We start from the raw sequence: 20,305 nt of genomic DNA on the forward strand, positions 1-20,305 counted from the left end.
CCGCGCCCTTTTCTTTTCCGGATTCTTCTCGCGCGATCCCGAGTCGGCCCCGCCGCTCGAAGCGGGTGCGTTTGTGCGTCTTCGACTCGGAACTTCGACGGAATCGAGTCGTTTCACGACGGATCGCCCGATTGAAACGAGTTCATGCCTGCTTAGCGCCGGTTGTGCGAGCGATCTGTGAGGCTCAAGCAAAAGGCAAGCGACTCGCTGCGACTCGTGTCATCCACAGGATTCTAGTTAGCCACAGGCCGCCCGCGGTGGAATCAGGGACACCCCCTTCTATGCTGGCCTGCAAAGAACGCCGCGCATCTCCGCGTGGCGTCTCGACGAAAAGATGCGGGGAAGGCTCACCCAGAGATTGTTGGCCGGTGCGGCGGCGGCGCTCGTAACGGGCGCCTTCGTCGCCCTGTTGCTGTTGTCGCTGTTGCCGCGGCTGGTCGAAGGCTGGGCCGCGCAGCAATTGGAGGCACGCGGCCTGACGAATCTGCGCTTCCACGTGGCCTCGGTCGGCTGGCACGAGGCCCGGATCACCGACATCGACCTGCCCGGGGATGCGCATCTCCGCCTGTCGCAGATCCAGCTGGTCTATGGCTGGCAGGGGTTCTCGCCGCAGATCCGCTCGATCCTGGTCCAGAACCCTCGCATCGAATTCACGACCCAGACGCCCCTGGACCAGGCCATCGCCAGCCTGGGCGACAGCTTCTCGGCGCCGGCCGCCGGCGGCGGCGTGCTCCGGCTGCCGGGCCTGCCACCGGTCGAGATCCGCGGCGGCGAGGTGGTCCTGGCGCCACCCGACGGCCCCCCCGTCGCCCGCCTGGGCTTTACCGGGCGCCTGGATCCGGCGGGCGACGATCGCTACGCGGTCGATTTCGTCGTCACCGGCGCCGGTCCCCAGGGCCAGCTCGCCGGCCGGGCGGACGGCAGCCTGGACCTGACCGGCAGCGGGTCGCTCCGGATTTCCTTCGCCGACGGCAGGCTGGACAGCCCGGAACACGGCCTGACGGCCCAACATATCGCCGGCGAGGCCTATCTGAGCCTCATCGCCTTCGAACCCTGGGCGGGAACGGTGGCGGTGACGGCCGACCAGGCCCGCTTCCGGGACCTGCCTCCCTCGCGCCTCAAGCTGCAGGTCGATCGGGACCCCAACCGCACCCTGGTCAGCGCCGAGGCCGTGGGCGGGGATGGCAGCTTCCGGGTGAGCGGCCAGGGAACGGTCGAGCTGGACGGGGCCACCCCCTCCGCCGACGGGCAGGTCGCCCTCGATGCCGACGCGGATTCCCCGATCTGGAAGACGCTGGGCCTGCCGCCGCCCTCAGGCGGGCGGATCACGATCAGCGGCCCCGCCTCGGTCACGCTCTCCGGCCAGCCCCAGGGCGCCGAGGCACCGCCGATCGCCGGGGTGGCCGCCCAGCTCGAGCTGCGGCTCGACAATGTCCGCTGGCCGGGCGTGGTCGACAGCGTCTCCGGCGGCGGTCCCGTGACCGTCACCTTCGGCCCGAACCACCTCCTGGCGGTCAAGACCCCCAGCCCCCTGGTGCTGACCACCCTGTTCGCCCCGGCTCTCCTGGATCGGCTGGCTTTGCCGGCCTCGTTGCGCCGGCCTTTCGACATGCCCGCCGCCCTCAGCCTCTCCTCCCCCGAGGGGCTGACCCTCCAGGGGAACGAAACCGGCGCCCAGACCCTCGATGGCGACCTGCTGATCCAGCTGGGCGGGGCCCAGCCCGCCAGCCTGCGGCTGGGCGGCACCGTCCATACCGCCCCGGACGGTGGCGGGATCGCCGATTTCGAGCTGCAGCGGATCGAAGGGCAGGCGGAGGGCTGGCCGGTGACGGAAGCCGGCGCCTCCCTATGGCTCGACCGGGTCAGCTTCTCGGGCCAGCTTTCCGGCCGGCCGGATCAATTCACAGGAAACCTTAGAGTTTCTCCTCAACTATCTGAAATAAAAACAAGTTCCGCGAATATCAAAAACCTCTCCTTAGAGGTTAATAATGCCATCCAATATACTGATAATACACTGACTCTTTCGATTCCAGAGCCGGGCAGCGCCGAGCTGGGAGGTTTCACCGCCCTGGCCCGACTGGAGAGCCGCAAGGCCGTCCGCTTCGCCATCCGGCCGGCCAAGGACCGGCCCCTCCTGGTGGCGCGCTGGCAGCCCGAGGGGCTGAGCCTGGATTACGGGGTGCGGACCGGGCCCCTCGCGCTGGCACTGCGGCCGGTGGCCAAGACCGACACGGAACCGATCGACTTGCGCTGGGGTGCCAGCGGCTTCTATGGGCACTGGTCGGCCGCCGAGGGCGCGACCGGCGAGATCCGCGTCGCCGATCTGGTGGCGGATCTGCCCAAGCGCGGCATCGTCGTCGAAAACCTGGATGCACGTCTCGCCTATGCGGGAATGACCGGCGCCAAGCTGACGGCGACGGCCGGGCGGTTGCGCCTGGGCGCCGACCAGGACTGGCTGCCGGCCCTGGCCATGGAGGGAACGGCGGAGCTGCGCCGGGATGCAGTCGAGTTCGACCTCGCCGCCCATGACCAGAACAAGCTGCTCCAGTTCGCCTTCTCCGGCATCCACGACCTGGCCCATGGCCGCGGCGCGGGCCGGCTCGAGATGACGCCGGTGCGCTTCCTCCCCGGGGGCCTGCAGCCGCGCGATCTGGCACCCACGCTTCGCAATCAGATCGACGAAGCCACGGGCACCGTCATGGTGGCCGGCGCGCTCGCCTGGAAGGGCGGCGCCGTCTTCAGCAATCTCGACATGCGGCTCCAGGATCTCTCGCTCAGCGGCCGCGGCATGGCGCTGAGCCGGATCAACGGCGCCGTCACGCTCTCCAACCTGCAGCCGATCGCAACCCCGCCCGGCCAGCAGATCGCGGTCGCGCAGATCGACATGGGCGTGCCCCTGCAGAACGCCCTCATCAGCTTCTCGGCCGGGCCCGGCCCCATCCTCAAGATCGAGAAGGCGTCCCTCGATCTGGCCGACGGCCAGGTCACGGTCGGGCCGACCCGCCTCGATCCGACGGCAAGCCGGCAGCAGGTCGATCTCCAGGTCCGCAATGTCGATCTAGGCGAGCTCCTGGCCCTGGCCGAGATCGACGGCCTCAGCGGCACCGGGCGGCTGGCGGGCACGATCCCGGTCCAGATCGAGGATGGCGCCGTCATCATCGCCGGCGCCCGGCTCGACGCGACGGGCCCCGGGCGCCTGGCCTATTCCCCGACCGCCCCGCCCAGCGGCCTTTCAGCGGCCGGGGATACCGGAAGCCTGGTGCTCTCGGCGCTGAACGATTTCCGCTATGATCAGCTCTGGCTGACGCTTGACCGCGACAAGGACGGTGAGGCGACGCTGGGCTTGCATGTGCGGGGGAAAAATCCCTCTTTCTATAATGGCTATCCGATCGAGCTGAACCTCGCCCTCAACGGCCGGCTCGACCGGATTCTGCACGATAGCCTAGAGGGTTATAGCGTGCCGGACCTGGTGCGCGAGAAGATGGCGGCCCCGCCTTGAAGCGGGGACGCGCAGGAGTGCCCGCCTCTGGACGTGGATCGGGGAGCGGGCCATGTCATGTGGGAAGCCGCGAGGCGCTGGGCCTCGCGAAGGAAGGGTGTGTGCTGAACCGGTCTGTTCGTGGCGGCGTGGCCGCTCTTCTCTTGGGCGCCGGCCTTGCCGCCTGCAATCCGACCGTCAAGGTCGAGGCGCCGGACAAGCCCATCGTGATCAACATGAACATCAAGATCGAGCAGGAGGTGCGCGTGAAGATCGAGCAGCAGGCGCAGGAAGACATTGCCAAGAACCCCGACATCTTCTGACGCAGCATTATTTGGAACCGCCATGTATTCAGCCCGCCGATACTTCATCCGCATCGCATTGCTCGGCCTGATGGCGCTGCTCCTGCCGTTCGCCGCGACGACCGCGTCGGCCGCCGACGAGGACCAGCTCAACGCCCTTCGCGCGCAGGGCATCGTTGCCGAGCGCTTCGACGGCTATGTGATGGTCAAGGACAACTCGACCGGCGCCACGGCGCAGTCCCTGGTCGATCGGGTCAATGCCGAGCGCCGCGCCATCTACGAGGCCCGCGCCAAGGCGCAGGGCGTGACCGCCGCCGATGTCGGCAAGGTCTATGCCGGCCAGATCATCCAGAAGGCGCCCAAGGGCACCTGGTTCCTCAACGCGGATGGCAGTTGGACAAGGAAATGACGTCGCCGGCCGCGAAATCGCTGAAGGATCGCGCTGCCGCCGCGGCCAAGCCGTTGCCGTCGGATGTCGAGGGAACGCTGGCGCTTTTGAAGGCCGGCGACTATGTCGCCGACCGCAGCCTCGCCACCGCGCTGTTCCTGGCGCTCAAGCTGCGCCGCCCGCTCTTCCTCGAGGGCGAGGCCGGCGTCGGCAAGACCGAGATCGCCAAGGTGCTCTCCCAGACGCTCGGCCGCCGGCTGCTGCGGCTGCAATGCTACGAGGGGCTCGACATCGCCTCGGCCGCCTACGAATGGAACTATTCGCGCCAGATGATCGAGATCCGCCTGGCGGAGGCCGCCGGCGAGGCCAATCGCGACGCGCTCGCGAGCGACATCTATGCCGAGCAGTTCCTGGTCAAGCGGCCGCTGCTGCAATCGCTCGAGGGCGATCTCGAGGGCGCGCCGGTACTGCTGATCGACGAACTCGACCGCACCGACGAGCCGTTCGAGGCCTATCTGCTCGAGATCCTCGCCGACTACCAGATCACGATCCCCGAGCTCGGCACGATCAAGGCCGGAACGCCGCCCATCGTGGTGATCACCTCGAACCGGACGCGCGAGATCCACGACGCGCTCAAGCGGCGCTGCTTCTACTACTGGGTCGATTATCCGAACGCCGAGCGCGAGCTCGAGATCCTGAGGGTGAAGGCGCCCGAGGCCGGCACGGTGCTCGCGCGCGAGGTCGTGGCCTTCGTGCAGAAGCTGCGCCAGCAGGACCTCTTCAAGCTGCCGGGCGTGGCCGAGACCATCGACTGGGCCGAGGCGCTGATCCAGCTCGACAAGGTGGCGCTCGATCCGCAAGGCATCGACGACACGCTGGGCGTGCTGCTGAAATACCAGGACGACATCGCCAAGATCAAAGGCAGCGAGGCGGCACATCTGCTGCAGCAGGTGAAGGCCGAGCTGGCCGCGGCGGCGCGCTGAGCGCGGCCCGCCTTTCCCGATGCTGCCGCCCTCCTCCCTGCAACGACCCCGCGCCCTCGGCCCCGCGGGCGAGAGCGGCCGCCCGCTCGAAGCGAGCCGGCTGGCGGAGAACGTCATGTATTTCGCGCGCGCGCTGCGCGCGGCGGGGCTGCCGATCGGGCCCGGCCGCGTGATCGACGCGCTGCGCGCGATCGAAGCGGTCGGCATCGGCACGCGCGAGGATCTCTACTGGACGCTCCATGCGGTGTTCGTGAACCGGCGCGACCAGCAGCCGCTCTACGACCAGGCCTTCCACATCTTCTGGCGCAACCCGCAGCTCCTGGAAAAGATGCTCCAGACCATGCTGCCGTCGGTTGCGGTGCCGCGCGAGGAGCCCGAGAAGAGCGAGGAGATGCTGCGCCGGCTGGCCGAGGCGCTCGCCGGCCGGCAGAGCGAGCGGCCGGGCGAGGAGCCCCAGGACAAGATCGAGTTCGACGCGGCCATGACCTTCTCCGCCCGCGAGCTGCTGCAGGGCATGGATTTCGAGAAGATGAGCAACGCCGAGATGGAGGAAGCCAAGCGCATGATCGCCGCCATGCGCCTGCCCATCATGCAGCTTCCGACGCGGCGCTTCTTCCCCGACCGCCAGGGGCGCCGCATCGACATCCGCGCCACGCTGCGCACCTCCTTACGCGGCGGCGGTGCCATTCCACTGCAGTACAAGCGCAAGCGCCGCCGCCATCCGCCGCTGGTCGTGCTTTGCGACATCTCCGGCTCGATGAGCCGCTATTCGCGCATGATGCTGCATTTCATGCATGCCATCACCAACGACCGCGACCGCGTCCATTGCTTCCTCTTCGGCACGCGGCTCAGCAACATCACCCGCGCGCTGCGCCAGCGCGACGTGGACCTGGCGCTCGCCAAGGTGGCGGCCAAGGTCGAGGACTGGTCGGGCGGGACGCGGATCGGCGGCTGCATCGCCGAGTTCAACGCGGTCTGGTCGCGCCGCGTGCTGGGCCAGGGCGCCGTGGTGCTGCTCATCACCGACGGGCTCGACCGCGAGGGCGCGCAGGGGCTCGCCGAGGAGATGGAACGGCTTCACAAGAGCTGCCGGCGCCTGATCTGGCTCAATCCCCTCCTGCGCTTCGAGGGCTACGAGCCCAAGGCCCAGGGCGCCCGGGCGATCCTGCCCCACGTTGACGATTTCCGTCCGGTGCACAATCTGGAGAGTCTGGCGGAGCTCGGCGCCGTGCTGAGCCGCGAGCCGGCGCGCCGGCTGGAGGCCGCCGGCTCCTACGCCGAACTGATGGCCGAACGCGGCGCGGCCTGAGGCTGTGCTAGAAATGGTTGGAACGAGCCTGTAGCCCCCTCCCTAACCCTCCCCCTCAAAGGGGGAGGGGATAGCTTTAGGTGAAGGCGGTCCCATCATCTGATCCCCTCCCCCTTTGAGGGCGAGGGCCAGGGAGGGAGTGCCGCAGGCTCGATACGAGAGAGGCAATCGAGCATGGATCGCAGCGAACAGGATGTCATCGACCAGGCGCTGGCCTGGCGAAGCGAAGGCCGCAAGGTGGCGCTGGCCACCGTCATCGCGACCTGGGGCTCCTCGCCCCGCCCCGTCGGCAGCCAGCTCGCCGTCGACGAGACCGGCAACATGATCGGCTCCGTTTCGGGCGGCTGCATCGAGGGCGCCGTGGTGAAGGAGGCGCAGGAGATCATGGCCGGCGCCAAGCCGCGGCTGCTCGATTTCGGCATCACCAACGAGCAGGCCTGGGATGTCGGGCTTGCCTGCGGCGGCAAGCTGCAGGTCTATGTCGAGGCCGTGGAATGAAAGAGGCCCTGCTTCGCCGCCTCGCCGCCGATCGCGCCCAGCATCGCGCCGTCGGGCTCATCACCGACCTCGAGAGCGGCCGGCAATTGCTGCTGCATCCGGACGAGGCGGTGGGCGACCTGGCGCTGGATCCCGCCGCCGAGGCGCAGGCCCGAACCTGGCTCATGGCCGATCGCAGCGGGCTCCTGGAGGTTCCGGGCCGTCGTCTCTTCCTGCAGGCCTCGATGCCGGCGCCGCGCCTCGTCATCGTCGGTGCCGTCCATATCGCGCAGGCCCTGGCGCCGATGGCGGGGCTGGCGGGTTATGCCGTGACCGTGGTCGATCCGCGCCGCTCCTTCGCCACCGACGCGCGCTTTCCCGATGTCATCCTGACCTCGGACTGGCCCGACGAGGCGCTGGAGCGCCTGGCGCCGGATGTGCGCACCGCCATCGTGACCTTGACCCACGATCCCAAGCTCGACGACCCGGCCTTGACCGTGGCGCTCAATTCGCCCGCCTTCTATATCGGCGCGCTCGGCAGCCGGAAGACCCATGGCGCCCGTCTCAACCGGCTGAAGCGCGCCGGCTTCGCCGATGCCGATCTGGCGCGCATCCACGGGCCGGTCGGGCTCTCGATCAACGCGCTTTCGCCGGCCGAGATCGCGGTGGCGATCCTGGGCCAGATCACGCAGGTGCGCCGCGCCGGCGCCAAGGGCCCCGCGGCCGGCGAAGCGGCGTCCGCGGAGCATGCGGCATGATCTTCGGCAGCCTGCCGCTGGGCGAGGCCGAAGGCGCGTTGCTGGTTCACAGCCTCAAGCTGGGCAAGACGGCCTTCCGCAAGGGCCGCAAGCTCTCGCCCGAGGATCTCAAGACCCTCCGCGCCGCCGGCATCGAGCGCGTCACCGTGGTCCGCTTCGAGCCCGGCGACGTGACGGAGGACGAGGCGGCCCAGCGCGTCGCGGCCGCCATCTGCGGCGAGAACCTCGAGGTCGCGGCCCCTTTCACCGGCCGCTCCAACCTGATCGCCAGGACGCATGGCCTGCTGGTCGTCGACCGGGCACGGCTCGACCGGCTCAACGCCGTCGACGAGGCGGTGACCCTGGCGACGCTGCCGGCCTTCGACGTGGTGGCGCCGGGCGACATGGTGGCGACGGTCAAGATCATTCCCTTCGCCGTGCCGGGCGAGGTGATCGAGCGCTGCCTCTGGACGCTCGCGGGCGACCCGATCCTGCAGGTCGCGGCCCTCAGGCCGCACGCCGTGACGCTGATCCAGACCCGGCTGCCGGGCCTCAAGGAAAGCGTGATCGACAAGACGATCGCGATCATGAACGAACGGCTGGCGGGTCTCGGCAGCGGCCCGGCCCAGGACCGGCGCTGCGCCCATGACGAGCGCGCACTCACCGCCGAGATCGAGGCGGCGCTCAAAGGCGGGGCCGAGATGGTGCTGATCGCTGGCGCCTCTGCCATCACCGACCGGCGCGACGTGCTGCCGGCGGCGATCGGCCGCGCGGGCGGCACCGTCGATCATTTCGGCATGCCGGTCGATCCGGGCAACCTGATGCTGCTGGCGCATGTCGGCGCCAGGCCGGTGCTGGGCCTGCCCGGCTGCGTGCGCTCGCCCAAGCTCAACGGCTTCGACTGGGTGCTGCAGCGCCTCATGGCTGACTTGCCCGTCACCCGCCAGGACATCATGGCGATGGGCACGGGCGGGCTGCTCAAGGAGATCCCAACCCGCCCGCAGCCGCGCGCGGGCAGCGAGAGCCTGGCGCCGCGCGCGCCCAAGGTCGCGGCCATCATCCTCGCGGCCGGCCGCTCGAGCCGCATGGGCGCCGCCAACAAGCTGATGGCCGAGCTCGACGGCAAGCCGCTGGTGGCCCATGCCGCCGACGCGGCGCTCGCCGCCCGCCTCGAGCGCGTGGTCGTCGTGACCGGGCACGAGGCCGAGCGCGTGCGCCAGGCACTGGGCCCGCGCAAGCTCGAGATCCTGCACAATCCCGACTATGCCAGCGGCATCGCCAGCTCGCTCGCCACCGGCCTCGCGGCCCTCAAGGACAGCGCCATCGACGGCGTGCTGGTGCTGCTGGGCGATATGCCGCGCGTGGCACCCGCCCAGCTCGGCCGGCTGATCTCGGCCTTCAATCCCGTCGAGGGCCGCGCCATCTGCGTGCCTACCTTCAACGGCAAGCGCGGCAATCCGGTCCTCTGGGGCAAGCGCTTCTTCGAGCCCATGGCGCATCTCAAGGGCGATGTCGGCGCGCGTCATCTGATCGCCGAGAATGCCGAGCTCGTCGCCGAGGTCGCCATGCCGGACGATGCGGTCCTGACCGACGTCGACACGCCCCAGGCGCTCGACGCCCTGCGCCGCGGCGAAAGCCAGAGCGGCGGAGACGCCACCGCATGAGAGCGCCCAAGCCGTTCGATCCCGAAAGCTGCCGGTCGCAGTTTCCGATCCTGACGGAGCCGCCCGGCGGCCTGCCGCTCCATTATCTCGACAACGCGGCCACGGCGCAGCTGCCGGCGGCCGTGCTGACCGCGGTGCGAAGGCACGAAACCATGTCGCGCGCCAATGTCGCGCGCGGGGTCCACCGGCTGGCCGAGGCCGCGACCGCGGCTTACGAGGATGCGCGCAGCGCCGTGGCGGGCTATCTCGGCGTGACCGACGCGGACGAGATCGTCTTCACCGGCGGCACCACCGCCTCGATCAATCTCGTCGCCTACAGCTTCGGCGAGACGCTCGGACCCGGCGACGAGGTGCTGGTCAGCGAGCTCGAGCATCACAGCAATCTCGTGCCCTGGCAGCTTCTGGCCACCCGGCGCGGCGTCGCCTTGAAGGTCCTGCCGGTCACCGAGGAGGGCCGGCTCGATCTGGACCGCCTGCCCTCGCTGGTAAGCAAGAGAACCAAGCTCCTCGCCCTCACCCATTGCTCGAACGTCACCGGCGCCATCACGGATATCGGCCCGATCGTGGCGGCGGCGAAAAGCGTCGGCGCCCGGGTGCTGATCGACGGCGCGCAGCGCGCGCCGCACGGGCCGCTGGACCTGCCGGCGCTCGGCATCGACTTCTACGCCCTCTCCGGCCACAAGCTCTATGCGCCCAACGGCGTCGGCGTGCTGTGGGGTCGGCGCGAGCTGCTCTCGAAAATGCCGCCTTTCATGGGCGGCGGCGGCATGATCGCCCAGGTCGATCTCGAAACCGGCACCAGCTTCGCCGACATCCCGCGCCGCTTCGAGGCCGGCACCCCGCCGATCGCTCAGGCCGTGGGGCTGGGCGCCGCGGTGCGCTGGGCCCAGGCGCTCGACTGGGCCGGCATCGCCCAGCACGAGGCGCGCCTCACCGGCCGGATCCTCGACGGGCTCGGCGCCATCAAGGGCGCGCGCGTCATCGGGCCCACGGGTCTGCAAGGGCGGCTCGGCGTGGTGTCCTTCACGCTCGACGGCGTTCATCCGCACGATCTCTGCCAATGGCTCGACCGCAAGGGCGTGGCCCTGCGCGGCGGCCATCACTGCGCCCAGCCTTTGGCCAAGCGCTTCGGCATCGCCGGCACCAGCCGCGCCAGCCTCGCCCCTTACAACAACGATGCGGATATCGACGCCCTGCTGGCCGGCCTCGAGGATGCGCGCAAGCGCTTCGCATGAGCGAGGAGCTCTATCACGAGAAGCTGGTCGACCGGGCACAGGCCGGCCGCGCGAAAGGCCGCCTCGATCAGCCCGACAAGACCGCCACGCTCGACAACCCGCTCTGCGGCGACCGGGTCACGATCGATCTCAAGCTGGCCGACGGCAAGGTGCTCGCGGCCGGCCACCGCACCCGCGGCTGCCTGCTCTGCGAGGCCGCCGCGGCCCTGATCGTGGAGAAGGCCCCGGGCAACGTCCCTGCCGCCCTGCTCCCGCTCGCCGACACCGTCCGCCAATTCCTGCAAAAGAACGGCCCGGCGCCCGCCGGCTGGCCCGCGATCGAGGAATTCTCGCCCGTGCGGACGGTCAAGAGCCGGCAAGATTGCGTGCTGCTCCCGTTTCGCGCGCTGGCTCAGGCTCTCTCGTCATAGCCGGGCGCGAACCAGGTTTCGCCGAAGCGGTTCTCCCGCCGGCTCGAGGCTGCTAGAAAGAGCGCTCCCGTGGGCACCGTCCCATCGATCCCACCGGGAGACAGGAGCGTTCCGGCACCGTCCGTATCGCCATCCGCGTCCTCCCTCACCGAGGTCATGCGATGAGCGCGAATTCCGATCACGGCATTCGGTTCGGACGGATTGCGGCCATGCTTCCCGTCCGGGACATCCGGAAAGCCCAGGACTTCTATGTCGGCGTGCTGGGCTTCACCAAAACCTTCGAGAACGGCAATCCCGTCGGCTTCGTGATCCTGAAGCGGGACCAGGCCGAGCTGCATCTCACGCTTCAGCCCGGCCACAAGCCCGCGCCCTTCAACGTCGCCCATATGATGGTCCATGACGTCGATGCGCTTCACGCGATCTGCCAGCGCCAAGGCTTGCGCATCATCAAGAAGCTGCAGAACAAGGATTATGGCCTGAGGGCCTTCGTCTTCGAGGACCCCGACGGCAACCGTATCGATGTCGGCCAGCCGCTCTGACCGCCGGGGGCGACAGGTCGATATCGCGGCGCCGGCTGACCCGCTTCGCGCGTGAAGCGGGTCAGCGCCGGTCCGCCATCGTCGCGAAGAACACGCCCACGATCACCAGCAGCGCCGCCACGACGTCGAGCCCGGACAGCGGCTCGGCCAGGATCGCCACCGCCAGCAGGATCGTGATGATCGGGCTCAAGGTGCCGATCATGGAATTGGCCTGGGCCGAGATCCGGTGCAGGGCCGCGTTCATGAAGAAGGAGGGCATGATCGTGCCGCCGATCGCCAGCGCCACGCCCAGCATCCAGAGATGGGGGGTCAAGGCGAGCTGGCCGACGGGGTGGGTCAGCAGGAACTGGGCGATCACCACGACCGAGGCGGCGCTCATCGCCACGCAGGTGAAGAGACGCGGCCCCATCTGCACGATGACGGTCTTGGCGAGAAGCTGATAGAGCGCGAAGGAGACACCGGCCGCCAGCACGAAGCCCGCGCCTAGCGCCGCATCCTCGCCCTGCACCGACAGGTCCCGCAGGAACAGCAGCAGCAGCCCGCCATAGCTGACCGTGAAAGCGGCGAGCGACTTGAGCTTGATCGGCTGGCGGAAGAAGGCCGCGCCGAACAGCATCACGAAGAAGGGATAGGTGAAGAGGATCAGCCGCTCGAGCTGCGCCGAGATCAGCTCGAGCCCCTTGAAGTCGAGGACGCTCGACAGCCAGTAGCCGATGGCGCCGACCATGGCGGCGCGGAAAGCCAGCGTGCCGCTGAGACGGTCGAAGGGCCCGCGCTGCGAGGGTAGCAGCGCATGGAGGCCGATCGCCAGATAGACCGGCAGGGACAGGATCATCCGCACCGCCAGCAGCGTCTCGGCATCCACCCCGTCCGCATAGGCGAGCTTCACGATGATCGCCTTGGTGGCGAAGAGCGTGGCGCCGCTGCAGGCAAGGCCGTAGCCGACCCACGGCACCTTGCCGGCCGGGGCGCGCGAAGACGGCGCCGAAACGGATGCGGGTTCCGCAGAAGCAGAACCCGGGCTCGGGATGGCGGAGGAGGTCACGCGATCATTCATGGCTTCGGGCGGAGCTGAGGTCCCGGGAACGATCGCGAAGGAAGGAGGGAGAGGATCCGGCCCCCGCGAGCTTTCGCGAGACCGGATGAAGACGTCAGACGATCAAACGCCGTTCCGGCCGCGCGCGGCGGTAAGAAGCGAAAGCTGCCAAATTCGGCCGAGGAGAACGGATCGGGTCATGGGGCAAAGCGATAACACGGGGCTGGGAGACAAGGCCATGCCTTTCCCGCGCATCTGGTCTTCGGAAATGCGCAGCTTTTCCTTTCCCAAGCCGAGGCGAGGGTTGAATCCCTGCTACTCCCCCGCTTCCTTCGCCAGCTCCCGCTCGCGGAAGGCGAGGAAGCTGCGGACCGCGGTGAGGCCGTCGCTTTCGCACCAGATACGATGGCCGCCGAGGCTGTGATCCAGATACTGGTAGTCGGCGCGCACCGCGGCCCAGACGCGGATGCGCCACTCGATCGCCGGCGGCAGCTCGCTCCAGGCGCGCAGGAAGCGGACCTTGCGGCGGAACCCGTCCTTCACCTCCTCGCTGACCAGGCCGCAATATTCGATGACGTTGGCGCCGTAATAGGTGTCGCGCCAGGCGGCATATTGCTGATCCCGTTCCGAGGAGCCGGCCTCGGCCCGGGCGAAGGTCGCGCCGGCCAGCACCGCGGCCAGCAAGAGGAGAAGCAGGCGATTCCGGCTGATCATGCGCCCGAGTGTGGGACCGGTTCCCGCCTCTGGCAATCCCGCAGCGCCGCCCGCGCCCTTGCCAAGGCGGGCCCGGCGGCGCAGGCTCGGAGCCGGGGCTCGGGATTCGAGATTGGGGATTCGGGGACCCGAGTGGGGCTTGGCTGGCACCGGCAGGGATTTCCTTCCGCGAGCGTCATTCCCATGAACCGCCACCTGATCATCGGGGCCGGCCTGCTCGGCCTGGGCCTGTGGGGCTGTGCCGAGATGGCGGAGAGCCATGTCGCCTACATGCTCCAGCGTCAGCCGACGCGCGCGGCGCTGCAGGTCTGCCATGGCGGCAGTTGCAAGGTGGAGACCATCGCCGTCCTCGACGACGCCGCCTGGAACCAGGTGCTGGCGCAGTTCCAGCCGCCGTCCGCGAACGCGGAGATCGAGCGCATGCGGGTGGGCCAGACCATCGGCCTGCTCGAGCGGCTGGTGGCGCCGCAGGCGGGCACGGCCAGCGATGCCGGCGCCAATGCGCGGGCGCGCGACCAGGACACCCAGCTCGATTGCGTGGACGAGGCCGTCAACACCACCGACTATCTGCGGCTGCTCGCGGCCAACGGCCTGCTGCGCTTCCACGATGTCGGCCTGCCGGTCCACCGCGGCGGGTTCATCGATTCCCACAACACCGCGACCATGCGCGACCGCGCGACCGGCATCGAATACGCGGTCGAATCCTATTTCTACCCGAACGGCGTTCCCGCGGCCGTCCTCACCCTGGCCGACTGGCGCGCCGGCTGGGATCCGCGCGAGCCGGTCTGGGACGATCTCACCCATCGCCTCTGGGCGATGCAGAACGGCATCGCCGCCTCGAACTAGCCGCCCGGCCGTCGCCGTCCCGCCGCCACCTTGTCCTCGGGCCGGCGCGGCCCACCTTTGACTTATCGGCGACCGCCGCCGGCAGACAGAACCGGCCTTCAGATCGGCACACCGCTCGGCATACCGCATGGCACACCGCTCACCTGTTCCCCCGCTTGCACTCCCCCTCTTCCTGCTCATTTTCCTGCTTCTCTTCGGCTGCAGCAGCCTCGAGGAGCATCGCGTCGGCGGCCTGGTCGAGCATGCGCCGACCCCCGCCGCCTTCCGGGTCTGCCATGGCAGCAACTGCCATATCGAGACCCCCGTCACGCTGACGGCCGGCGACTGGGCGCGGGTACGTGCCCAGTTCCAGCCGGCGCCCGCAACGGCGCTCGACGAGCTGCGCCGGATCTCCTCCGCCGTCGGCCTGATGGAGCGGCTGGTGGCGCCGCAGGCCGGCACGGGAAAGGATGTCGGCCGCAATCTCGCCGTCGCCGATCAATCGACCCAGCTCGACTGCGTCGACGAGGCGGTGAACAGCTCCACCTATCTCCATATGTTCGCCGATGACGGCCTGCTGCGCTTCGTCGGCGTGGAGGCGCCGGCCCACCGGGGCGGCGTGATCCTGGCGCACAACACCGCCGTGGTGCGCGACCTCGCGACCGGCCAGCGCTATGCCGTCGATTCCTGGTTCTACGACAATGGCGCGCCCGCGGTCATCCTGCCGCTGCAGACCTGGCTCGCCGGCTGGGAACCGGGCGACAGCGCGCCGACGGTCGCCGCGAACACGCCGACCGCGATCCAGTCGGGGGCTGCCGTGCCGTAGAAAGCGCTTCGCAGGGCAATCGCGCCGGCGATCTGATACGATCGACCGGCGAACAGCCCAGGGAGCTCTCATCCGTGTCCGACCAACCGCCCCGCCTGGCCGTGCTCATCGATGCCGAGAACGCGCAGGCCGCACTCTTGAACGAGCTCTTCGCCGAGATCGCCAAGTATGGCGTGGCCAGCGTGAAGCGCGCCTATGGCGACTTCACCAGTTCGCATCTCAACCCTTGGAAGGCGGCTCTGCTGAAGCACTCGATCAAGCCGGTCCAGCAGTTCAACAACACCGTGCGGAAGAATGCGAGCGACATCGCCCTGGTCATCGATGCCATGGACCTGGTGCATTCGAAGCGCTTCGACGGCTTCTGCCTCGTCTCCAGCGACAGCGATTTCACCGGCCTGGCCAGCCGCATCCGCGAAGAGGGGTTGACCGTCTATGGGATCGGCGAAAAGAAAACGCCGTCTTCCTTCGTCGAAGCCTGCGACAAGTTCATCTATACCGAGAACCTCAAGAGCGCCGCGAAGACATCCCCCAGGAAGGACACCGCCCCGGGGCCGAAGAAAGCCGCGCTGCCGCCGGAGATCCTCGCGGCCCTGCAGGACACCGTGGATTCCGCCAGCGACGAATCCGGATGGGCCCATCTCGGGCGCGTGGGCCGGATTCTCGGCAGCCGGTTGCCCGACTTCGACACCCGCAGCTATGGCCAGAAGACGCTCACGGCGCTGCTCGAAGCGAGTGACGATTTCGAGCTTCAGCGGCGCGGCCCGAAGGGCGGGCGCCAGGATATCGTGGTGCGCGTGAAGCCCAAGCGCCACGCCGGTCCCTAGAAACGGCGAATTTTGCCGCGGTTTTTTCCGCCGCTTTGCATGATTGCCTATCTGCAGCCGCTCTGAAAGACTGGCGCGCTTTCTTTCACCGCAGCGCTGCCAGGACGCTCCCGTCTGTCCTGCGACAAGCCTGCCATCGGCCAGGCCCGCAAAGGAACTCTCATGAAGCTGATCGATCAATCGCAAGTGAAAACCATCGCCGTCCTCGGCACCGGCCTGATCGGTGCCGGCTGGACCGCCTGGTACCTGTCGCGCGGCTTCACCGTGCGCGCCAGCGACGCCGATCCGAAGCGCGAGGCGTTCCTGCGCAATTTCGTGAAGGAGGCCTGGCCGCTCCTGAAGCCGCTCGGCATGGTCGCGAACGCCGATCCCGGCCGCCTGACCTTCCATGCCGATCCGGCCGAGGCCGCGCGCGGTTCGGACTTCGTGCAGGAGAACGTGTTCGAGCGGCTCGACCTCAAGCAGAACGTGCTGGCCGCGGTCGATGCCGTGCTGCCGCCCGACCGCGTCATCGCCTCCTCGACCTCGAGCTACCCGCCGAGCGATCTCCAGGCCAAGTGCAAGCATGCCGAGCGGGTCGTGGTCGGCCATCCCTTCAACCCGCCGCACCTGATCCCGCTGGTCGAGGTCGTCGGCGGCCGCAAGACGGATCCCGCCGCGGTCGACTGGTCGATGGCCTTCTATGACGGGATCGGCAAGAAGGCGATCCTGCTCAAGAAGGAGATCGTCGGCCACTACGTCAACCGCGTGCAGGAAGCGATCTTCCGCGAGATGGTGCATTGCGTCGCCGAGGGCATCGTCAGCGTCGAGGATGCCGATATCGGCGTGGCCTACGGCCCCGGCCTGCGCTGGGCCTTCATGGGACCGGCCTTCACCTACCACATGGCGGGCGGCCCCGGCGGGCTCGCCTACAGCTTCGATCATTTCGGCCCCGACATCGAGAAGAACTGGGCCGATCTCGGCAATCCGAAGCTCACGCCCGAGCTGATGAAGACCTTCATCGAGGGCACCAAGGCCGAGACCGGCGGCAAGAGCTATCCCGAGCTCGCCGCCTGGCGCGACCAGTGCCTGGTGGCGATCCAGGGCGCCCTGGAGCAGGTCGCGAAGAAGAAAGGCTGAGGATGACGATCGAGACCATCAGCGAGCATCGCTGCTTCGGCGGCGTCCAGGGCTTCTATCGCCATGCCTCGAGCGCCTGCGCCGGGCCGATGCGCTTCTCGGTCTACCGCCCGCCGCAAGCCGCGCGCGGCCATGTGCCGACGCTGTTCTACCTGGCGGGCCTGACCTGCACCGAAGAGACCTTCATGATCAAGGCGGGCGCCCAGCGGCTCGCTTCCGAGCTCGGCCTCATCCTGGTGGCGCCCGACACCAGCCCGCGCGAGCCGCGCCTGCCGGGCGACGATGCGGACTGGGATTTCGGGCTGGGCGCCGGCTTCTATCTCGACGCGACCCAGGCGCCCTGGTCGGCCCATTACCGCATGCACGATTATGTCTCGCGCGAGCTGCCCGAGCTGGTGGCGAAGCATTTCCCTGCCGATCCGAAGCGCTTCGGCATCTTCGGCCATTCGATGGGCGGCCATGGGGCCCTGGTGCTGGGCCTGCGCCACCCCCACCGCTTCCGCTCGCTCTCGGCCTTCGCCCCGATCTCGAGCCCGTCGCAGGTGCCCTGGGGCATCAAGGCTTTCACCAACTATCTCGGGCCCGATCGCGCGGCGTGGGCCGAATGGGACGCCAATGCCCTGGTGCGCCGGCGCGCCTACGGTCGCCCGATCCTGATCGACCAGGGTCTCGCCGACAAATTCCTCGAGGTGCAGCTCAAGCCCGAGCTCTTCGAGGCCGCCTGCAAGGCCGCCGGCCAGCCCCTGATGCTGCGCCGGCACGAAGGCTACGATCACGGCTATTATTTCATCGAGAGCTTCATCGAGGACCATCTCCGCCACCACGCGGCCGCGTTGGTGGGGTGAGAGGTTACGCAAAGGCAGCCACGAATGATCAACTTCTCCTCTCGCGGAAGGCGAGGGCATCCGCACATCTGACTCTACAGGCATGGTATTTTCGGCTGTATTCGAGCTGTTGCCCCTTGCCGTCATCCCCGCGAAAGCGGGGATCCATTTCAAAGCTTGGCGGCCTGGATCACGATGGATCCCCGCTTTCGCGGGGATGACGAACGAGTGAGCAAGCCCGGTCTTGGATACGTGCATATTTCCTGGTTGCGGAAGGGGCGCAGGAAACTTTGGCGATGAAGCTTCATGGACGACGAGGTCTATAGCAGCCAGCTGATCAGCCGCGAGGCGCTGCGATCGCTGTCGCGGCGCAGCGATGGGCCGGGACTGCTTCACCTTGGGCTGCATCTGGCGCTCATCCTCGCCCTCCTCGCGCTCGCGATCTCGCTCCGCGGCTCGCTCTGGCAGATCCCGGCGCTCTGGGCCGAGGGCGTCGCGCTCGTGTTCCTGTTCGCGCCATTGCACGAGACCATCCACCGCACGGCCTTCCGGCAGCGCTGGCTCAACGAGGCGGTCGCCTGGCTCTGCGGCGCGGTGCTGATGCTGCCGCCCGAATATTTCCGCTGCTTCCACTTCGCCCATCACCGGCACACGCAGGATCCCGCGCGCGATCCGGAGCTGGCCTCGCCCAAGCCGCGTACCCTGCCGGGCTGGCTCTGGTATCTGTCGGGCCTGCCCTACTGGATCGCGGAGCTCAAGGTCACGCTGCGCCAGGCGCTGGGCCGCGCGGACGAAGCCTTCATCCCAGCGCGCTCGAAGCCCCGCGTGGTGGCGGAGGCGCGCATCCTCTGGACCGTCTATCTGGCGCTCGCGGTCGGCTCGGTGGCCTTTCGCAGCGAGGCTCTCCTGCTCTATGGCGTGGCGCCGCTGCTGCTGGGCCAGCCCGCCTTGCGCGCCTATCTGATGGCCGAGCATACCGGCTGCGCCTTCGGGCCCGACATGCTGGCCAACTCGCGCACCACCCGCACCAACGCCCTGGTGCGCTTCCTGGCCTGGAACATGCCCTACCATGCCGAGCATCACGGCTGGCCCGCGGTTCCCTTCCATGCGCTGCCCGCGCTCCATCGGCTGGCGGCGCAGGGCCTGCGTTGCCGCGGCGACGGTTATGCCGCGGTGGTCAGGAATATCCTCTCCTCGCCCGACCAGGCGCCCCCGCCCGTCGCTGCCTGAAAATTGCGGCCATTGCGGCCCTTTTTCGGCGCGATAGGACCTCGGTCCACCACACGAATAAATTCCGCTTCATCGGCGATTAAAGTCCGCTTCACCGGCGGCTTCGCAGTTGCGGGAGCGACAGGCCCGCTTGCAATTCGGCCCCCCGCCCTCCAATCTAGGCGGGCTGTGCGGAAGGTCGCTTGGCCTTTCTCGCCGCCAAAGGGTGTGCCCATGGCTGGCCAGAGCCGAGGCACGCCGGCTTACCGAAATTCCTCTGGCACATGGGACGGAAATAGAGCGGTGCCAATGAGCGATTATCAGGGAGACGGCGGAGACGTCCGCGAAGTCCGGGGGAAGATCAAGTGGTTCCGTGCGGACAAGGGCTATGGCTTCGTGACGCCGGCGGATGGTTCGTCTGACGTGTTCCTTCACATCTCGGCGTTGAAAGATGCCGGGTTGCAGGACGCGCCGGAAGGATCGTCGATCCATTGCGAGGTGGGCCAGGGCCGCAAGGGGATTCAAGTCCTGCGGATCATCAGCCTCGACACCAGCACGGCGACGGCAAGGCCGCCACGGCGGCCCTCGATGCCACCACGCATGTCGGATCATTGATCCGGTCGGGATGACGACCGAGGCCACGACGGCGAGGATGTGAAGGGCGGGCGACCGCGAGCGCGTCTTGCGGATCGAGGATGAGGACGCGGAACGGGCGGTGACGGAGGCGGCGGGATCGAGCGCCGGCCCTCGAAAGGATGATGTTGCGCAGTGGAATTTTCCTGTCGCTGCGGTCAAGATGCTCATCCCGACCGCCATCCTCCAGACCAACCTATCCATTCAATGACGGATACCACGACAGAGCAATGACCCTCGACGGCCGCGAGTTCCGCAACGCGCTCGGATGGTTCGCCACCGGCGTCACCATCATCACCACCGTGACCCCCAAGGGCGAGCCGATCGGCATCACCGCCAACTCCTTCAACTCGGTGTCGCTGGACCCGCCGCTGGTCGTGTTCAGCCTCGACCGCCGCGCCTTCAGCCTCGCCCAGTTCCAGGAGAGCGGCGTCTTCGCGATCAACGTGCTGTGCGAGGACCAGAAGGACCTCTCGGCCGCCTTCGCGCGCGCCGGCCATCCCAAATGGGACGGGGTGAAGTTCGAGATCTGGGACACGGGCTCGCCCATCCTCGACGGCACGCTCGCCTCCTTCGACTGCCGCCTGCACGCGACCCATGACGGCGGCGACCATATCGTGTTCCTCGGCAACGTGCTGAAGATGCGCGCCGCCCCGGAAGGCCGCCCCCTGCTCTATTTCCGCGGCAAATACATGAAGATCGGCGACATCCACTGAGCGGCGGCACGGCCGGACGCGCCAGATGCTGATCGCCTACTCTCGATCCTCTGACGT

The 20,305-nt window shown here is 68.4% G+C and carries 22 protein-coding genes; 20 read left to right on the forward strand and 2 right to left on the reverse strand.

Annotated elements, in window-relative coordinates:
• Positions 1–358 precede the first annotated feature (358 nt).
• The 11 genes from FRZ61_RS12165 (at position 359) to FRZ61_RS12215 (ending at position 11,522) form a co-directional block, all read left to right on the forward strand.
• Entirely contained in the window at positions 359–3,499 is a 3,141-nt protein-coding gene (locus FRZ61_RS12165) for a YdbH domain-containing protein (protein WP_191909422.1), read from the forward strand.
• A 59-nt stretch (positions 3,500–3,558) separates the two neighbouring features.
• Entirely contained in the window at positions 3,559–3,801 is a 243-nt protein-coding gene (locus tag FRZ61_RS12170; protein ID WP_318526368.1) for a YnbE family lipoprotein, read from the forward strand.
• A 22-nt stretch (positions 3,802–3,823) separates the two neighbouring features.
• Positions 3,824–4,189 carry a YdbL family protein gene (locus tag FRZ61_RS12175; protein ID WP_225309223.1) on the forward strand — a complete coding sequence of 122 codons (366 nt, stop codon included), beginning with the start codon at positions 3,824–3,826 and terminating at the stop codon, positions 4,187–4,189.
• A complete protein-coding gene (locus tag FRZ61_RS12180; RefSeq protein ID WP_151117971.1) occupies positions 4,186–5,151 on the forward strand; it encodes an AAA family ATPase in 966 nt (321 codons plus the stop codon). The genes FRZ61_RS12175 and FRZ61_RS12180 overlap by 4 nt, the downstream gene beginning before the upstream one ends.
• Before the next feature lie 115 nt (positions 5,152–5,266).
• The gene (locus tag FRZ61_RS12185) at positions 5,267–6,460 is read left to right on the forward strand and encodes a vWA domain-containing protein (RefSeq protein ID WP_225309224.1); all 1,194 of its coding nucleotides are present in this window, start codon (positions 5,267–5,269) and stop codon (positions 6,458–6,460) included.
• 174 nt (positions 6,461–6,634) lie between these two features.
• Positions 6,635–6,958 carry an XdhC family protein gene (locus FRZ61_RS12190; protein ID WP_151117975.1) on the forward strand — a complete coding sequence of 108 codons (324 nt, stop codon included), beginning with the start codon at positions 6,635–6,637 and terminating at the stop codon, positions 6,956–6,958.
• On the forward strand, positions 6,955–7,695 hold the full coding sequence (locus FRZ61_RS12195) for an XdhC family protein (protein WP_151117977.1): 741 nt from the start codon (positions 6,955–6,957) through the stop codon (positions 7,693–7,695). The genes FRZ61_RS12190 and FRZ61_RS12195 overlap by 4 nt, the downstream gene beginning before the upstream one ends.
• Positions 7,692–9,338 (forward strand): NTP transferase domain-containing protein, encoded by a 1,647-nt coding sequence (locus FRZ61_RS12200; protein WP_151117979.1) that lies wholly within the window; start codon positions 7,692–7,694, stop codon positions 9,336–9,338. Before FRZ61_RS12195 ends, FRZ61_RS12200 begins: the two co-directional genes overlap by 4 nt.
• Positions 9,335–10,573, forward strand: a complete 1,239-nt coding sequence (locus FRZ61_RS12205; RefSeq protein ID WP_151117980.1) for an aminotransferase class V-fold PLP-dependent enzyme — start codon at positions 9,335–9,337, stop codon at positions 10,571–10,573. The genes FRZ61_RS12200 and FRZ61_RS12205 overlap by 4 nt, the downstream gene beginning before the upstream one ends.
• Positions 10,570–10,983: an iron-sulfur cluster assembly scaffold protein gene (locus FRZ61_RS12210; RefSeq protein ID WP_151117981.1), complete on the forward strand. Its 414-nt coding sequence runs from the start codon at positions 10,570–10,572 to the stop codon at positions 10,981–10,983. Before FRZ61_RS12205 ends, FRZ61_RS12210 begins: the two co-directional genes overlap by 4 nt.
• A gap of 161 nt (positions 10,984–11,144) precedes the next feature.
• Positions 11,145–11,522 (forward strand): glyoxalase superfamily protein, encoded by a 378-nt coding sequence (locus tag FRZ61_RS12215; protein ID WP_151117982.1) that lies wholly within the window; start codon positions 11,145–11,147, stop codon positions 11,520–11,522.
• A 61-nt stretch (positions 11,523–11,583) separates the two neighbouring features.
• On the opposite strand, the gene FRZ61_RS12220 is transcribed toward FRZ61_RS12215, so the two are convergent.
• Together FRZ61_RS12220 and FRZ61_RS12225 are read right to left on the reverse strand one after the other, a co-directional pair.
• A complete protein-coding gene (locus FRZ61_RS12220) occupies positions 11,584–12,477 on the reverse strand; it encodes a DMT family transporter (RefSeq protein ID WP_225309226.1) in 894 nt (297 codons plus the stop codon).
• 396 nt (positions 12,478–12,873) lie between these two features.
• Positions 12,874–13,272, reverse strand: a complete 399-nt coding sequence (locus FRZ61_RS12225) for a hypothetical protein (protein ID WP_151117984.1) — start codon at positions 13,270–13,272, stop codon at positions 12,874–12,876.
• A gap of 183 nt (positions 13,273–13,455) precedes the next feature.
• On the opposite strand from FRZ61_RS12225, the gene FRZ61_RS12230 reads away from it, so the two are divergent.
• The 9 genes from FRZ61_RS12230 to FRZ61_RS12265 all read left to right on the forward strand — a co-directional run bounded on the left by FRZ61_RS12230 (position 13,456) and on the right by FRZ61_RS12265 (position 20,248).
• Complete coding sequence (locus FRZ61_RS12230) at positions 13,456–14,118, forward strand: hypothetical protein (RefSeq protein ID WP_151117985.1); 663 nt, start codon at positions 13,456–13,458, stop codon at positions 14,116–14,118.
• A 127-nt stretch (positions 14,119–14,245) separates the two neighbouring features.
• On the forward strand, positions 14,246–14,923 hold the full coding sequence (locus tag FRZ61_RS12235; protein WP_151117986.1) for a hypothetical protein: 678 nt from the start codon (positions 14,246–14,248) through the stop codon (positions 14,921–14,923).
• A 74-nt stretch (positions 14,924–14,997) separates the two neighbouring features.
• Positions 14,998–15,747: an NYN domain-containing protein gene (locus FRZ61_RS12240; RefSeq protein WP_151117987.1), complete on the forward strand. Its 750-nt coding sequence runs from the start codon at positions 14,998–15,000 to the stop codon at positions 15,745–15,747.
• 162 nt (positions 15,748–15,909) lie between these two features.
• Positions 15,910–16,866 (forward strand): 3-hydroxyacyl-CoA dehydrogenase NAD-binding domain-containing protein, encoded by a 957-nt coding sequence (locus tag FRZ61_RS12245; protein WP_151117988.1) that lies wholly within the window; start codon positions 15,910–15,912, stop codon positions 16,864–16,866.
• A 2-nt stretch (positions 16,867–16,868) separates the two neighbouring features.
• Positions 16,869–17,711, forward strand: coding sequence for an S-formylglutathione hydrolase (gene fghA, locus FRZ61_RS12250; RefSeq protein ID WP_151117989.1), 843 nt, complete (start codon positions 16,869–16,871; stop codon positions 17,709–17,711).
• A gap of 285 nt (positions 17,712–17,996) precedes the next feature.
• Positions 17,997–18,920: a fatty acid desaturase gene (locus FRZ61_RS12255; RefSeq protein WP_151117990.1), complete on the forward strand. Its 924-nt coding sequence runs from the start codon at positions 17,997–17,999 to the stop codon at positions 18,918–18,920.
• A gap of 288 nt (positions 18,921–19,208) precedes the next feature.
• The gene (locus FRZ61_RS12260; protein WP_191909423.1) at positions 19,209–19,514 is read left to right on the forward strand and encodes a cold-shock protein; all 306 of its coding nucleotides are present in this window, start codon (positions 19,209–19,211) and stop codon (positions 19,512–19,514) included.
• A 67-nt stretch (positions 19,515–19,581) separates the two neighbouring features.
• Positions 19,582–19,743: a hypothetical protein gene (locus FRZ61_RS26415; RefSeq protein WP_191909424.1), complete on the forward strand. Its 162-nt coding sequence runs from the start codon at positions 19,582–19,584 to the stop codon at positions 19,741–19,743.
• A 19-nt stretch (positions 19,744–19,762) separates the two neighbouring features.
• Positions 19,763–20,248, forward strand: coding sequence for a flavin reductase family protein (locus FRZ61_RS12265; RefSeq protein WP_151117992.1), 486 nt, complete (start codon positions 19,763–19,765; stop codon positions 20,246–20,248).
• Positions 20,249–20,305: the final 57 nt, after the last annotated feature.

The sequence above is a fragment of the Hypericibacter adhaerens genome, assembly GCF_008728835.1.
Classification (GTDB): domain Bacteria; phylum Pseudomonadota; class Alphaproteobacteria; order Dongiales; family Dongiaceae; genus Hypericibacter; species Hypericibacter adhaerens.